General features: G+C 44.2%; 11 protein-coding genes. 7 read left to right on the forward strand and 4 right to left on the reverse strand.

Annotation, left to right across the window (positions count from 1 at the left end):
* Window position 1 precedes the first annotated feature (1 nt).
* Window positions 2-3043, forward strand: a complete 3042-nt coding sequence (locus tag AKJ31_RS02625) for an SbcC/MukB-like Walker B domain-containing protein (RefSeq protein ID WP_053407528.1) — start codon at window positions 2-4, stop codon at window positions 3041-3043.
* 115 nt (window positions 3044-3158) lie between these two features.
* Window positions 3159-5213: an ATP-binding response regulator gene (locus tag AKJ31_RS02630; RefSeq protein WP_053407529.1), complete on the forward strand. Its 2055-nt coding sequence runs from the start codon at window positions 3159-3161 to the stop codon at window positions 5211-5213.
* A 12-nt stretch (window positions 5214-5225) separates the two neighbouring features.
* On the opposite strand, the gene AKJ31_RS02635 is transcribed toward AKJ31_RS02630, so the two are convergent.
* The 4 genes from AKJ31_RS02635 to ylqF form a co-directional block, all read right to left on the reverse strand.
* On the reverse strand, window positions 5226-6194 hold the full coding sequence (locus AKJ31_RS02635) for a TDT family transporter (protein WP_053407530.1): 969 nt from the start codon (window positions 6192-6194) through the stop codon (window positions 5226-5228).
* Window positions 6195-6308: 114 nt separating this feature from the next.
* Window positions 6309-7709 (reverse strand): H(+)/Cl(-) exchange transporter ClcA, encoded by a 1401-nt coding sequence (gene clcA, locus AKJ31_RS02640; RefSeq protein ID WP_053407531.1) that lies wholly within the window; start codon window positions 7707-7709, stop codon window positions 6309-6311.
* Window positions 7710-8132: 423 nt separating this feature from the next.
* Window positions 8133-9107 (reverse strand): CobW family GTP-binding protein, encoded by a 975-nt coding sequence (locus tag AKJ31_RS02645; protein ID WP_053407532.1) that lies wholly within the window; start codon window positions 9105-9107, stop codon window positions 8133-8135.
* Window positions 9108-9220: 113 nt separating this feature from the next.
* Window positions 9221-10165 (reverse strand): ribosome biogenesis GTPase YlqF, encoded by a 945-nt coding sequence (gene ylqF / locus AKJ31_RS02650; RefSeq protein WP_053407533.1) that lies wholly within the window; start codon window positions 10163-10165, stop codon window positions 9221-9223.
* A 781-nt stretch (window positions 10166-10946) separates the two neighbouring features.
* On the opposite strand from ylqF, the gene tssB reads away from it, so the two are divergent.
* Genes tssB through tssG form a run of 5 tightly spaced genes read left to right on the forward strand, consistent with a single transcriptional unit; the run spans window position 10947 to window position 16169 of the window.
* Window positions 10947-11444 (forward strand): type VI secretion system contractile sheath small subunit, encoded by a 498-nt coding sequence (tssB, locus tag AKJ31_RS02655; RefSeq protein ID WP_053407534.1) that lies wholly within the window; start codon window positions 10947-10949, stop codon window positions 11442-11444.
* A gap of 60 nt (window positions 11445-11504) precedes the next feature.
* Window positions 11505-12983 carry a type VI secretion system contractile sheath large subunit gene (gene tssC, locus AKJ31_RS02660; protein ID WP_053407535.1) on the forward strand — a complete coding sequence of 493 codons (1479 nt, stop codon included), beginning with the start codon at window positions 11505-11507 and terminating at the stop codon, window positions 12981-12983.
* Window positions 12983-13423: a type VI secretion system baseplate subunit TssE gene (gene tssE / locus AKJ31_RS02665; RefSeq protein ID WP_053407536.1), complete on the forward strand. Its 441-nt coding sequence runs from the start codon at window positions 12983-12985 to the stop codon at window positions 13421-13423. Before tssC ends, tssE begins: the two co-directional genes overlap by 1 nt.
* Entirely contained in the window at window positions 13423-15186 is a 1764-nt protein-coding gene (tssF, locus tag AKJ31_RS02670) for a type VI secretion system baseplate subunit TssF (RefSeq protein WP_053407537.1), read from the forward strand. The genes tssE and tssF overlap by 1 nt, the downstream gene beginning before the upstream one ends.
* Window positions 15150-16169 carry a type VI secretion system baseplate subunit TssG gene (gene tssG / locus AKJ31_RS02675; protein ID WP_053407538.1) on the forward strand — a complete coding sequence of 340 codons (1020 nt, stop codon included), beginning with the start codon at window positions 15150-15152 and terminating at the stop codon, window positions 16167-16169. Before tssF ends, tssG begins: the two co-directional genes overlap by 37 nt.
* The last annotated feature ends 11 nt before the right edge of the window (window positions 16170-16180 follow it).

A 16180-nucleotide genomic window follows, 5' to 3' on the forward strand; every position in this document is an offset into this window, starting at 1 on the left:
AATGAAACCTTTGAAACTGACCATGCAGGCGTTTGGCCCTTTTGCTACGCGAGAGGTGATCGACTTTACCAAGCTGGGTAGCAATCCGCTGTTCTTAATTAATGGGCCTACAGGTTCGGGTAAAACCTCGATTTTAGATGCAATTTGTTTTGCTCTGTATGGTGAAACGACCAGCAACGAGCGCTTGGGTATGCAAATGCGCTGTGATTTGGCAGCGATCGATTTACCGACAGAAGTCGAGTTTGAATTTTCGCTACATGAAAAAGTTTATCGAGTGGTTCGTTCGCCGGAACAACAAGCGCCAAAAGCTCGGGGCGAGGGAACGACAACACGTAAGCACACTGCAGTTTTGTACCAGTTGGGTGAAGAAGACACTCTCATCACCAACAAAACAGCTCAGGTCAAAACAGAAGTGGCCAATATCATCGGCTTAAACGAAACTCAGTTTCGTCAGGTGATGGTACTGCCACAAGGTAAGTTTCGCGAACTATTGCTGGCGAGTTCAAAAGACCGTGAAGAGATCTTTGGCCAACTGTTTCAAACCGATATCTACAAAAAAATCGAATATGCTCTAAAAGATAAGGCAAGTGCGATCAGCAAAGCCAAGGATGAATTCGACAATCAGATTCGCGGCGCGTTACAAGTTGCTGAAGTGAGTAGCGAAGATGAACTCAAGCAACAGCAACAAGTGCAAGCCGAAGCTCTTAAGCAAGTTACTGAACTTGAAAAAAAAGCGCTAAATGAACTCAACCAGACAAAAGAACAGCTGCAAAAGGCACAAACGACTGTTGGCCAATTTGAGAAGCTAGCAAACGCCGACAAAGCGCTCGTTTCTCACTTAGAATTGGCAGAACAGATTAAATTGACTGAGCAACAACTTAACATCGCACACAGTGCCTATAAGTTGAATCTTCCCTATTCGAATTGGCAAAATGCGCGCAAGCATTCATTGCAGCTGGAGAGCCAAATAAACCAGCTAAACCAAGATGTGGCGAAATCTGCAGAAGAACTTAAGCAGCAATCACTGCAAGTTGTTCAAGCGGAAGAGCAAGCTAATGCCATTCCGTTGCTAACGGAGCAACAGTTCCAGTTGGAAACGATTAAAGCCAAATTGTTGGAAAAAGCCGAGCTAGAAGGGCAGTTAACTCAGACGACACAACTCAAGGCTCAGCAAGGTGAAACCTTAACAAAGTACATCACACACAAAGAAAAGCTGCTCGCTGAAGCGCAACACGGGTTACAAGAATTAGAAAAGCTCAAGCTACAAGTGAACGAAAAGCCAGCTCTAGAGGCGGAGCTGTCGCGTCTTCAGCGCTTAAGTGCTGATCTGAGCAGACTAGCCCGACTGCGTAGCGAGCATCAGAGTCAGCTCAATCAGATAACGCCAATTCAGCAGCAACTGGACGTAGCTAAGGCTGATTTCGATGCTAAACAGAAACAAGCTGACCAGCTAGAAATGAACTGGCACAGTGCGCAAGCAGCCGTCCTAGCTAAGAAGCTCAGTCAGGGTGAGCCATGTCCGGTATGTGGTAGCGTTGAACATCCGAGCCCAGCAGCGTTCACAACGCAAGAAGTTACTAAAGCCGAAGTTGACCAAGCTCGTTCACTTGAGAGACATGCACTCAATCACTTTAACCAACTGAACTCAACACTTGAGCAGCAACAGTCTCAAGTTAGATATAGCCAAACTCAAATAGACGAGCTAGTTGCCGATCTTGGTGTAAATGCATCTCAAGAGCTGCCTGAACTAGAGCAGCGTTTAGTGACTCTCTCGCACCAACTGGAACAGATTGCGAAGATTGATTTAGCTAAGTCAGAGCAAGCCGTACAAGAGCTGAATCAACGCAGTGAAAATGGTGAAGCGAAAATTGTTGAGTTGCGCCAGCACATTGCAGCGACAGAATCTCAGCTTAAGGACATCAGTGCTCGGTTGGATAAATTGTCTGCTAGCATTGATGCTAAGTACCACAATGTGGAATCGGTTAATCTGGCCTTGCTGGACGTTAAACAACGAATTGAAACATATACTAAGCAGTTGGAGAGTGCCAAGCAGCAACATCAGACGTTAAGCATTAATCACTCTGCGCTGGAAAGTAAGCTCAAGACATTCCAAGAATCGAAGCAAGCTGCACAAGCTGATTTAGGCCGTGCGGAACAAGCTTGGACTGATGCACTTGCCACAACCTCTTTTAGCGATGAACAACACTATTTATCGAGTTGTGCGAGCGAAGCGCAAGTAGAGCAATGGCAGCGAGAGGTCAATGATTACCACCAAACACGCATCAAACTCGAACAGACTTTAGTTGACCTGAAACAAACGCTGGCAGAGCAAACATGTCCTGAGTTGTCTTTGTTTGAACAAGCGGTTCAAGATGCACAGCAAGCCTATCTTGTTGCGAGAAATTCGCTAGATAGTACTCGCTCTACGTATGAACGATTAAATAAAGTGGCACAAGATATCGCCAAACTTCATCAACAAAACACCAAGCTCGAGCAAGAATATAAAGTCTTCGGCACTTTGTATGACGTCGCGAGCGGCAAGACGGGTAGTCGCGTAAGTCTACACCGATTTGTGCTTGGTGTGCTGCTTGATGATGTCTTGATCCAAGCGTCTCAGCGTCTGAACATCATGAGTAAAGGGCGTTACATTTTGATGCGCAAGACCGATGGCTTTAAAGGCGCGGCAGGTCGTGGTTTAGATCTGATAGTTGAAGACAGTTATACAGGCAAAACACGTGACGTAGCGACGCTATCCGGCGGGGAGTCTTTCATGGCGGCACTGTCACTTGCTTTAGGTCTGTCTGACGTTGTTCAGTCCTACAGCGGTGGTGTGCGTTTAGAGACGCTGTTTATCGACGAAGGCTTTGGCAGCTTAGACCCTGAATCTTTAGATCTGGCGATCCAGACGCTTATCGATTTGCAACAAATGGGGCGTACTATTGGTTTGATTTCGCACGTATCTGAACTTAAAGAGCAGATGTCGCTGCGCATTGACGTAGAGTCAACCAAGCTAGGCAGTTCAGTAAATGTGATCGCGGCTTAGTGTTAAGTTAGACAGTGGCCAGATTGTCACCTATAACGTTAGGGACAATTTGGCTAAAACAAACTCATTAGAAAGAAGATAATAACAATTGAGTAAGTTGGAATCTGGAATCAGAATGGAAGCGGTGAGTGGCGCAACTTCAGACGCTATTCGTAAGGTGTATCAATATGCTGAACCCAATCTCACCATTGTGGGATGGTTTGGTGCGATTGGATTTCCTGCCTATTACTATATTTGGAGCTATTTGTACCCTCAACCATATGAGAGTGCATTGTTACGTACGTTCTGCACTTTACTATTTTCGGTTATTCTAGTCAGAAACTATCTGCCTGCTTTTTTGCGTCGACTGATGCCGCAATTTTATCTGGTGATTTTGAGTATATGTCTGCCATTTTTCTTCAGTTTTATGATGTTTAAAAATGGTTGGAATACCGTGTGGGTGATGTCATTTTTAGCGTCTATTTTCTTGCATATTCTTTTGGTGCATCAAACTCGGATCGTATTATTGCAAGCGACTGGAGCGATTTTAGCCGCTGGAATTGCTGCGTATGGTTTTAACTTGCAACAGTTAGCCAATGACATTGTTTGGCCTTATGTGCCCATCTTTTTGTTTACTTATGTGTTTGGCAACATGTTTTACTTTAGAAACCAGACCGAGCACGAGAGCAAAGTCTCATTTGCAAAGTCGTTTGGTGCTGGTATAGCCCATGAAATGCGTAATCCACTTAGTGCGCTCAAGTCTTCGGTTGAAGTAGTCAACTCAATATTGATGAGCAAGCCGGAAGGAGCCCAGTTAACGGCTGATGAATTGAAGACGGTTCATGAAGTTCTGAGTGATGCGAATAGCGTGATCGACAATGGTAACGAAGCGATAGACTTGTTGCTTACTTCGATTGACGAAAATCGTGTCTCACCATCGTCATTTAAAAAGCATTCGATTAAATCGGTCATAGAAAGTGCACTGTCTAGTTTTGCCTTTAAGAGTAAAGAAGATAAACAAGCAATCGTCATTAATGGCGCTGAAGATTTCGAGTTCTTCGGGAGTGATACTTTGGCGAAATATGTACTGTTTAATCTGCTTAAAAACTCGTTTTATTACCAAGAAGGTAACGATTTTAAGATCGAAATACGCTTGCAGAAGGACGCCCATTGTAACCATCTCATCTTTACTGATAATGGCGCGGGTATCCCACCTGATGTCATTAAACACGTCTTTCAAGACTTCTACACCTATGGAAAAAGTCGCAGCTATGGCCTTGGCTTGCCATTTTGCAAAAAGGTGATGAAATCGTTGGGTGGACGAATTACTTGTCGTTCTGAGTTAGGGCGTTGGACCGAGTTTACCCTCAGTTTTCCATTATACGAATCGGATGCAGTTGATCGTATAAAGATGGATCTAATGAAGTCAAAATCAGTACTTTATGTCGGCAACACTGGCCGAGTATCGCGTATGTTTAATGAACATGCTTTTTACAAAGGGTTCCGACTAGTCAACGTTGATATTGCTACCGCGTTGGCGTGTGAAGAGTATGAATTTGAATATGACCTTATTTTGATCGATCTTGAGCCATCTCAAATAAGCGAGTGTGAGTTCAAAGCGTTAGAGAGTAAGTTGCACTTTACCGAAGGACGATTAATTTTCCTTGGTGAGTCGGGCAAACCATCTCATTTCATTGAACAAACATCGTTAGCAGCGCATCCACTTGATAAGAACACATTGTTGCGAGACTTTGGCATTGTATTAGACCAACTCTTTTTTGAAGCTCTACAAGATAAGGACGAGTTGGCAATCAAGTTGCCTGAATGCAAAAAGACAATCGTGATTGCGGACGACAACCGTTCGGTAAGAAGCTACACTTCGCTGATACTCGAGCAGCAGGGCTTTGAAGTCATTCAAGCGCAAGATGGACGCCAAGTACTGGAAGCATTAGAACAACAGTCAGTCGATCTTATTTTAATGGATATTGAAATGCCGGGCGTGGATGGCTTTGAGGCTACTAATGCGATACGCAACTCTACGAGCAATTATTCACGCGTGCCGATTTTGGCGCATACTGGCAATTCTTCAGATGTGGCGGTTAATCAGATTTACCAAGCGGGAATGGATGGGTACGTTATCAAACCGGCAGGGAAAGATGTGTTGCTGGGAAAAATAGCCGATTGGCTATAAAGCCTTCTCCGCTTAGCTTTGATTGGTGTGCTCTGACGTGAAAATCTCAGGCCAGTACATTTTGACATAGCCAATCGAAACCCAAATGACCAAAGCCGTCGCTACCGTCAGCTCAAATAAACCGAACTTATGTAACCAACTCCAACGCGGGTAGTTTTCTGCAAAGAAGCTCGTGAGTCGGAACATGGCGATCGCGCTAATGACGGACGGAAAGGTAACGGCAGCAATCGAAGGCTGAAACTTCAGTCGTAACAAGCGGAAGTAACACAGATAGATTAGCAACGTCATTGTGATAGCGATGCCTGCCAACGCGCCAGTTAGGATAGGATCAGGCTCAGCAAAGTTTACCAAGTAAGTGGCGAGTGTTAGGTTGATTGGCGCGGCCATAATCGCCAGTGTTGGGCGAGCTCGTCTAGGCAACGTTCCTTCAAAAACAAGGCGATACAATACCAGCGGCAGCATGAAGAAATAGATGGTTATACAGGTATTAACTAAGGTTTCCGATAAGACAGTATGGCCAAATTGACTGCCCGCTAACGAGCTACTGATTACGCCAACGGGATAAAGAAACCAGCTAGGTACTATGTTGGAAATTTTAAAGTTAGTCAGTTGGAAACCGAAAAATAACACCATCATAGTGAGATGGAGTAGCAAGGAAGCAAACCAAAGCGGATAAGCGATGATCGGTGATATTACCGCGAGGTAATCACACAAAATCAACAAAGCCATACTCATTGGGGCCATGAGGCTCCCGCTTAGCGGATGGCGAATATCGTTGATAAAGGTCTTGAAGTTAGACAGGTATTTGACCAGAACTGGAAACAGTAAGATAGCGCCAAAACCAGCAAGAAATGGTCTAATTGGTACGCCAACCTCAGGTACATATAGAGCCCATGCCTGGCTCAAACCGATTACACCAAGCGCTAATGCTGCCTGTGACGGTGGTACACTTTGAAACTGCGTGAAACGTTTCCAGTTCACAAATCTATCCCTAGAGTGCTATGAGTAAATGCTCTAAAAATAGAGAGTGCAGAGCATTAAACCGATAAAAATCTGGCGGTGATGATATCAAGCCAAACGGTTGCTACGCAATTGTCATTTCGTCTCGTTGGGGAGGTCTACCTGTCTTAACTTCTCATTTTTCAAAGTTCTATGTAATAGTTGGCTGTAGATTGGCTGTCCACCGAGCATTTGAGCGAAAATAACCGCGCCAAGGCAGGTGATGATTAACGGTAGGATTAGGTAGTAGTTATTGGTCATCTCAATGACAAGCAATATACCCGTAATTGGAGCGCGAACTGTGGCAGCGAAGAGGGCTCCCATACCAGCAATAGCGAACATGCCCGGGTCGATGTCTAATTCAGGTAGCAAGCCTTTGGCGATGAGTCCAAAAGCGTAACCAAACAGCGTACCAAGCGCGAGCATTGGTGCGAAAATTCCACCTGGAGCGCCAGAACCAAAACAAATCAGCGTCGTAGCGATGCGCGCAACGAAGAGCAGCAGCAAGAACGCAGCTGAGTAGCCGCCGTTCGTAATGTTCGGGATTAATCCGATACCGCCACCGGTCACTTCGGGTAAATACAGCAACGTAATACCAAAACAACCACCAATTAAACTACCAGTGATGAGATAGCGTTTTCTATCGTTTCGGTGGATGCGTACAAACCAATCTTGAGATAGAGTCACGAGGCGATTAAAAATCACGCCAAATATTCCAAACATTATGCCTAGCAGTAGGAATAACCATAGTGCTGGTAATTCTGGTGGCTGGTATTGAGGCATGGTAATGACAGCGCTCTGTCCGTTGATGTAACGGAAGACAATATTGGCTGATACTGCCGAAATAATCACAGCCTTAATTGAGATAAGTGAATAGCGAAATTGCGGACGCATCTCTTCGACGACAAACATGATGCCGGAAAGCGGAGCATTGAACGCTGCGGCTAAACCTCCCGCAGCACCAGACGCGAGTAACGAGTGTTTAGTATCATCATTTTTAACTCGGCATACGTCGGTGACCATTCGACCAATCGCGCCGCCCATTTGCACGGTTGGGCCTTCTCTGCCGAGCACCATACCTGAACCCAACGCACCCATCCCGCCAAAGAACTTAACTGGCAAGACGCGCCACCAACGGACTGGGCGAATACCGTCCATGGCGCCTTCAATCTCGGGAATACCAGAGCCAGCCGCTTCAGGAGCAAATCGATGAACAAGAAAATAACCAATGAATGCGAGCGCAGCGCTTATCAAAAACGCCGCCAGCCAAAGTGGTAAAACCCCTGATATGGCTTCTTTTAGCCAGTCAGTGCGCTGTTCAGAAACAAAGTGTACCGCTAACTCAAACATGGTGCCGACAAAACCAGCAAGTATTCCCACAACAAGGGAGAGAATAAGAACCGAAAGCGGTGTTTTGTCTTTAGAGAGAAATTGATTAATGACATCCTTAGGCATAGTAGCGATAAGGGACTGCTTAATTTTCTCTCTCTTGGTCATAGAATAAAATGCCTCGTTTGGTGCGTCGGTGGGACGAGATGTACAAAGAATTATACGCTCGTGCTTGATTAACCATAGCGGCAAGAATGCAATTTTGAATTTCAGAATTGATGGAATGGATTGTTACAGCGAGGAAGCGGTAAAAAATTCGGGATAGGTATCACAATATCGCTTACTTTATCAGCATGCTTCCCTTGCATAATTTGCGATTTGAACCATAGTTAAGGTGTAAGGCATTCTGAACCAACCCGCATGGAGGAATTGCTGCCTTACCTACAATTTGGATGGATTCAAACAAGCTATTTCAAGTCCTCGTTTATAGTCAGGCGACGATATAGATGACCTGATTCGCAGACTCACGATTGAGTAACGAGGGATAGGGCGCACTTCTAAGGTGCGCCTTTTGTCATTTTGGCAATTCTATTATATGCTCGAGATCTTCTTTAGGACGCTTTCTAACTCGTCCCAAGGGAGTAACTGACTGTCTATCACTTCTAAACGGCTTTCAAATCCGTCCAAGCTCATCTCATTGACAGATACAACGCCATTACTCACGTTGAACGCGTAGCAGCCGTTGGTTGTATTCATCACGCCTTTTACTCGCTCAGCCGTAATGTCGGATAACACTGAAAACAGATCATCAAAATTGAATACAACTTCAGCACCAAAAATCCAACCGCAACTAAAGTAACCTTGTCCTTTATTCTCTTTACGCACCAGTTGTTGGTTAGGCGGTAATTGGAATTGAGGCTCCTGCTCAGCATGTTCATGGTGGTGTTCTTCAATATTACCGGACGGCGACTCATCACGACGGTGGCTATCAAGCAACTCAATCGGGAAACGGCCTTGTTTAACGAGCTGAGAGAACATCTTTGGAGGGTTTTGATCGGTTACCCAGTCACTAAACGTATCAATATCGCTTACATGACATTGGTCAACTTTGTTACCAATGATGATGTCTGAAATGGCCAGTTGGTCATTAAAGTTCTGATTCTCAAGATACTTTGGGTTAGAGAGGTTGCGTGGGTCAACTAAACCAATGGTCGCTCTTAAATCGATGTAGTCAGCAAATTGAGCAGAAGTTAATGTCGCCAACACTTTATGAGCGTGGCCAAGTCCAGTTGGCTCAACGATAAGTCTATCCGGATTAGTTCGCAGTAGGGCTGTAATTGCAACAGACATCGGTACACCCGCTGCGCAGCACATACAGCCCCCTGGTACTTCCTTAATCAGCGCTCCTTGGTCCGTCATCATCGCACCATCGATACCGATTTCACCGAACTCGTTGACTAAAACGGCCCAGTTTTCATTTTCGGGCTTTTCTTTCAGTAGATTTAAGATAGCGGTGGTTTTCCCTGTTCCTAAAAAACCAGTGATGATGTTGGTAGGCACTCTCATAGATTAAGGTCTCGTTGTGATTTTCCTTGCGTTACTATAGCAAAAGTCATTGATATACGGCAGATAAAGAAAAGGGCAACATTACGTTGCCCTTGTTATTTTTCGTTTGAGAATTAGCGTTTGTTTTTAAGGTAACGCTTGCGACGTTCTTCTTTCTTCTTCGCTTTCTCTTCTGCCTTGCGAGCGGTTTCGATTTCTACTTCAATCAACTCTTGAGTGATCATTTCAGGTCGCTCTAAAGTCAGTTGCCCCAAGGTGCCATTGCGTAGCTCGTGCAACAAGATCTCAGAACATTTGTGCAGGTCAACTCGTCCGCCAGAGCGCAAAGCGCCGCGACGTCGGCCGATTTCTTCCATTAACTCAATATCAGTCTCTGGAAGTTCTTCAATCTGATAGCGTTCTTTTAGGCGCTCAGGATAGGCTTTGGCAAGGTACTCAACGGTATAGAAGGCAACTTCATCGTATTCCATTGCAGTGTCTTTCACAGCCCCAGTTGCCGCTAATCGGAAACCACTATGAGGGTTTTCCACCTTTGGCCACAAAATTCCCGGTGTATCTGAAAGAACAATACCATTTTGCAGGTTAATTCGTTGCTGACGGCGAGTGACGGCAGGTTGGTTACCTGTTTGCGCAATAGTACGGCCAGCTAGGGTATTGATAATGGTCGATTTACCCACATTTGGAATCCCCATGATCATCGTGCGAATGTTCTTACCAATCTCTTCACGGTGAGGTGCTAACTTGCGGCACAGTTCGAGGATCTTATTCACTTCTTGAGGAATGGTGGTGGTAATTGCCATCGCCTTTACATTGTTCTCTTTCTCAAAGTGGTCGATCCAAAGCTGAGTCATCTCCGGGTCGGCTAAATCTCGCTTGTTCAGCACTTTGACTACTGGCTTTTCGCCGCGTAGCTGAGAAATCATCGGGTTTTCGCTACTGAAAGGGATACGCGCATCCAGTACTTCAATAATGACATCTATTTGAGGGATGGCTTCTTCGATCTCTTTACGGGCTTTGTGCATATGCCCAGGAAACCATTGAATAGTATTGTTAACCATTTGAAATTTATACCTTAGTCGTAATCCAAGCCTACTTCGCAGTGCTCAATTCTCACATGCTGAGCTTAGATTCTCTTTGGTCAATTAGAGTGGTGGGTATTGTACTTGAGATTTGAGATGGTATCCATCATCGCCCTTACGGCCTGTTTACCTAACGAACAGCGAGCGTTCGGACTACTTATGGTGTGAGTCAAATATACAAATAGAAGAAGCGTTATATGCTTATGTATTGTAAGTAAAAGCGCCTCAAATTATCCCAATTTTTTCTCTGTCTATTTCAATCAAAGATAGCTAGATAGAGGTTTGATAAATACTTAATGATTAATTTAATAATAAACATGACGAGTCACATATATATCACTCATAAAATAAATAGGATGTATAAATATTTGTAATGTAAATTTCCTATATCCTGAACTAGTTCTTTAGTTTTATATAAGTATTATTTACTGATTTGTAAATAATATCTGTTTATTAATTTGTCATTTATATCTTCTATTTCTGGGCAGAGCATCCAAGTGGGTCTTATTTGTAAGACTTGTTGTTAATTTAATAAGTAATAAGCAATCCATTTCATTATTTTTTTGGAATGAACCTCTAATTAATAACCCTCATTTTCACTTAAAAAATAAGTGTGTTGTGGAATAATCGCCGAGTGTTTTTTGTTTAACGTTGGAAGGCTCAGAACTCAGAGTTTTCACATAGGTTTAGTGAAATATATGGCTTTAACAATTTTGGCTTGGTTTTTAAGCAATATTGTGTCGCCAAAAGAGAGTATTGTATGACTAAGAATGGAAGTGTAGCTCCAAAAGAAAGAATCAATATTAAGTATATTCCTGCTACAGGGGATGCTCAGGCTGAAGTTGAATTACCTTTGAAAACATTGGTAGTGGGCGACTTTAAAGGCCATCCAGAAGAGGCACCTTTGGAGGAGCGTAAGCCAGTTAGTATTGATAAAAACAACTTTGAATCGGTTATGAAAGAGAGCAAATTAACTCTTTCTACTTTCGTATCAAATAAGCTTGTTGATGAAGAAGATGCGGATTTGCCAGTTGAACTTTCGTTTGAATCGCTTGCCGATTTCTCACCGGATTCGATCGTTAAACAAATTCCAGAACTAAACAAATTAATAGAGTTACGTGAAGCACTATTAGCGTTAAAAGGTCCTTTAGGTAACGTTCCTGCATTTCGTTCTCGACTACAAGAATTACTTGCTTCAGATGAATCGAGAGAAAAGCTTTTGTCAGAGTTAAATCTTGTCGCTCCTGAAAAAGAATGATGAGAACAACGCAAGGCATTATTAAATCAAGTGATAAATAGGAACGAAAGGATTACTCCAATGGCAACGAATGAAGCGATTGCAGACAAACCGCAGGAACAACAGACAGGTAACCTGCTTGATGAAATTATGGCTCAAACGCGCCTAACACCGAATGAAGAAGCATACGATATTGCGAAAAAAGGTGTTGCAGCGTTTATTGAAAATCTCGTTGGTTCAGACCGCACCGAACAGCCTGTAAACAAGGCTCTTGTTGATCAAATGCTTGTCGAGCTAGATAGAAAAATTGGCGCTCAGGTGGATGAAGTTCTTCACAACGAGTCATTCCAAAACCTTGAATCTTCATGGAGAGGCTTAAAGCTCCTTGTTGACCGCACCGATTTTGGTGAAAACAACAAAATTGATGTGTTGCACGTAACGAAAGAAGAGCTTCTGGATGATTTCGAGTTCGCTCCAGAAACTACTCAGTCTGGTCTATACAAGCACGTTTACTCTTCTGGTTACGGTCAATTTGGTGGCGAACCAACAGGTGTGATCATCGGGAACTATAGCTTTACTCCTTCTACACCAGATATGAAGCTGCTTCAGTACATGGGTGCATTAGGCGCGATGGCACATGCGCCATTCATCTCAAGTGTTGGACCTCAATTCTTTGGTATTGATTCTTTTGAAGAACTACCAAATCAAAAAGATCTTAAGTCGACCTTTGAAGGCCCTAAATATACTAAGTGGCGTTCACTGCGCGAGTCCGAAGATGCTCGTTACATCGGTTTGACCGCACCACGTTTCTTACTTCGTACACCGTATGACCCGACAGAGAACCCAGTTAAGTCGTTCTCTTACAGCGAAAACGTTAGCGGCTCCCATGAAAGCTACCTTTGGGGTAACACTGCATTTGCATTTGCTACGCGTTTGACCGACAGCTTTGCGAAGTACCGCTGGTGTCCAAACATCATTGGTCCACAAAGCGGTGGTGCCGTTGAAGATCTTCCGGTTCATGTTTACGAATCGATGGGTGCTCTACAGTCAAAGATTCCGACGGAAGTACTGGTAACCGACCGTAAAGAATTTGAACTAGCAGAAGAAGGCTTCATTGCTCTGACAATGCGTAAAGGCAGTGATAACGCATCGTTCTTCTCTGCAAACTCAATTCAAAAGCCGAAGGTCTTCCCGAATACCAAAGAAGGCAAAGAAGCCGAAACCAACTACAAGTTGGGTACACAGCTGCCTTACATGATGATCATCAACCGCTTGGCGCACTACATCAAAGTGTTGCAACGCGAGCAAATTGGTGCGTGGAAAGAGCGCCAAGATCTTGAGCGTGAACTGAATGGTTGGATTCGTCAGTATGTTGCTGACCAAGAGAACCCGCCAGCGGACGTACGTAGCCGCCGTCCATTACGCGCTGCAAGCATTGAAGTTCATGATGTACAGGGTGAACCAGGTTGGTACCAAGTATCTCTGTCTGTCCGTCCACACTTTAAGTACATGGGTGCGAACTTCGAACTGTCTCTTGTCGGTCGATTGGATCAGGCTTAATGGGTTACATAGAACCAGAAGAAAGCGTTTTTGGCGTTAGTCTCTTCGAACGTTTAGAGGCTGACTCCAAACCAATTTCTTTATCTCAAGGTCCAGAAAGCTCTGAGGTGCTGCGTTCTATCAAGAGAAATGTTTCTAACATTCTCAATACCCGAGTAGGAGAGTCATTGAGCTCTCCTACACTCGGGCTGGTCGATTTTAATGACGCGACGGCAGCGACTCTAGATCTCTCTATTCGTATAAAGCTCTCAATCAAACGTTGTTTAGAGGAATTTGAACCACGGTTAACCAATGTCAACGTCCTAGTCATCAAGGACGACGCTGAACCATTGAACTTGCGCTTTAGCGTAGCCGCAGTCGTGAATACCTCAGCAATCCATGAAAAAGTAAAAATCGATTTACTTCTTGATAATAATAGAAAATACCGAGTAATAACTTAGTGGCACAAGACAAATATTTTCGAGACGAACTGGCTTTTCTTAAAGAACAGGGAAAGCAGTTTTCTGAAGTTTATCCCCAACTTTCCCGTTTTCTTAACGGTAGAAATACCGATCCTGATGTTGAACGCTTGCTTGAAGGGTTTGCGTTTTTAACTGGCAAACTGCGCGAGAAAGTTGAAGATGAATTTCCTGAGTTAACACACTCGATTATTAATATGCTCTGGCCGAATTATCTTCGCCCAATACCGAGTTTGAGCATCTTACGATTCCATCCCAAAAATAACTTTCATACTCGTCAGGTCATTTCTCAGTCGACTCAAGTAGACTCGAAACCTGTATTTGGTACCGCGTGTCATTTTAATACTTGCCGTGATGTAGAAATCTACCCAATTGAGTGCGAACGAGTTCAAGCCATTCACTCGAAAGATACTAGTAAGGTGATTCTTGAGCTTTCAATGCTCAATCCAGATGAATTAGTTAAATCGATTGGTTTAGAGTCGCTGCGGTTTTATTTAGGTGGCGATACTTTCAGTGCGCAGAGTTTATATCTTTGGTTGGGACATTACCTTGAATCTATCGACGTTGAATTCGACGGTGGCAAAGTTACAGTTCCTAAAGACGTTTTTGGCGTAGTTGGCTTCGATAATGATGGGCTACTGCCGTATCCAAAAAACGTTTACCAAGGTTATCGAATTTTCCAAGAGTACCTCGCGTTTCCTGAGGCATTCCACTTTTTCGATTTAAAGAAAATTGGTCAATATATTCCAGGGCAAGTGAAAGGAAACTTTAAGATTTGCTTTAACTTTTCTCAGACGTTACCGACCAGCGCGCAGATAACCAATGACAGTTTTATTCTCTATGCGACACCGATTGTTAATCTGTTCCAACACGATGCTGATCCGATTGATTTAACCGGTAGACAAACAGAGTACCGTGTTAAGCCATCAAGTCGATATCCTAGCCATTACGAGATCTTTAGCGTTAATCATGTGGAAGGTTGGCAGGATACATCGGATGGTCGAGTTCGCGGGCAACGACGTGTATATACACCGTTTGAGAGTTTCAAGCATGAAATAGAGCTATCTCGCAATCGCCTCGCGTTGTATTACCGAGTTCGCGTGAAAGATAGTATCCGCAAAGATGGTTTCGACCACTACATTTCGTTCGTTCGCGGTGATGAAACAACCAGTTATGCGAAAGACGAAGCGGTAACACTAGAGCTGACATGTACCAACAGACAACTTCCTGCGGAGCTAGGCGTAGGCGATGTGTGTGTAAGCACAGATACCTCACCACCGTTTGCTGAATTTGGCAATATCACCATCCCGACTCAAACATTGAGACCAGTATTAGACGGCAGCCTGCTTTGGACGCTAATTTCTAATCTATCGCTCAACTATTTGTCGCTTTTGGATAAGCAGGCGCTCAGTTCAGTGTTAAGGGCTTACGACTTCCGAGCGCTGGTGGATCAGCGTGCTGCACGAATTTCACGTCAGAGAATGGAAGGTATTGTCGATATCCAAACGCAACCATTAGACAAGCTGATAAGAGGCATGCCTGTTCGTGGGCTGATCTCGAAAATCACCATGGACCCGAACGCATTTGGTTCAGAAGGCGATCTTTATTTGTTTGGCACCGTACTCAGCCAGTTTTTTGCCTTATATGCCAGCATAAACTCGTTCCATGAATTATTTGTTGTAAACGCGGAAAGTCGAGAAGAGTACCGCTGGGGTACGCAACACGGATTGCAGCCACTGATATGAGATCAACTGCCTTAGAACCGTTACCAAACAACGTTGCGGACCTCGATGTAAAGAGCTTCAACTTTTACCAGTTGGTTGAGTTGCTTTTGACGTTAAATGAACTCGACCCTGAAGATGATGATTGGGAACGCCAATGTGAGTTGATGTTCAAGTCCAATCCTAGTTTGGGGTTTTCTACGTCTGATATCTCTGGATTAACGCAGCACTCTGCGGGGCGGATGGAACTGGAGACGACTTTTTTTGGTTTAACCGGAGCCCAATCGCCGCTACCTGGTTATCTACTTGAACACATTACAACGGAAGGTGAACTCGGACTGCGCGGGTTGTTTCTCGATTTTTTCAACAACCATCTAATCACGCTAGTTTATCGAGTGTGGCGTAAGTACAGGTACTACATTCGTTTCCAAGAAGGCGCGAGCGATAAGTTCTCTGCTCAGTTGTTTGCATTGGTGGGACTGGCTGACCCAGATATGCGCGGTGAGACCCCAATTAACTGGTGCAAGATGTTGTCTTACGCCGGAATGCTAGCTGGTCGAAGCCGTTCTCCTCAGGTGGTATCGGGCATTATCGCGCACTGCTTTGACATTGAAGACGTTGAAATTCGCCAATGGGTGACAAGGCGTGTCGATATTAGCCGCGATCAGCAGATGAAACTGGGCGCTGCAAATATGAGCTTGGGTGAAAACACCGTAATTGGTGAAAAAGTTACAGAGTGTAATGGCAAGTTCACCTTGGTGTTAAGAGGGTTAAGTCAGCAGCGATACCGAGACTTTTTACCTACGGGCAAAGAGTATTTACCGCTGTGCAAACTTGTTGAGTTTGTGCTTCGAGAACAAATGGCTTACGACCTAGAACTGCACTTAAAAGAAGGGGAAACCTCTTCATTAATGCTAGACAGAAATAAAGCCACACCACTGGGTTGGTCAACCTTTCTTGGCGAAGGTGATGGTCAACAAAGTGTCACGATTCAAGTGCGCCAATAGAGGGAAATGGA

The organism is Vibrio hepatarius (assembly GCF_001274785.1).
Classification (GTDB): Bacteria; Pseudomonadota; Gammaproteobacteria; order Enterobacterales; family Vibrionaceae; genus Vibrio; species Vibrio hepatarius.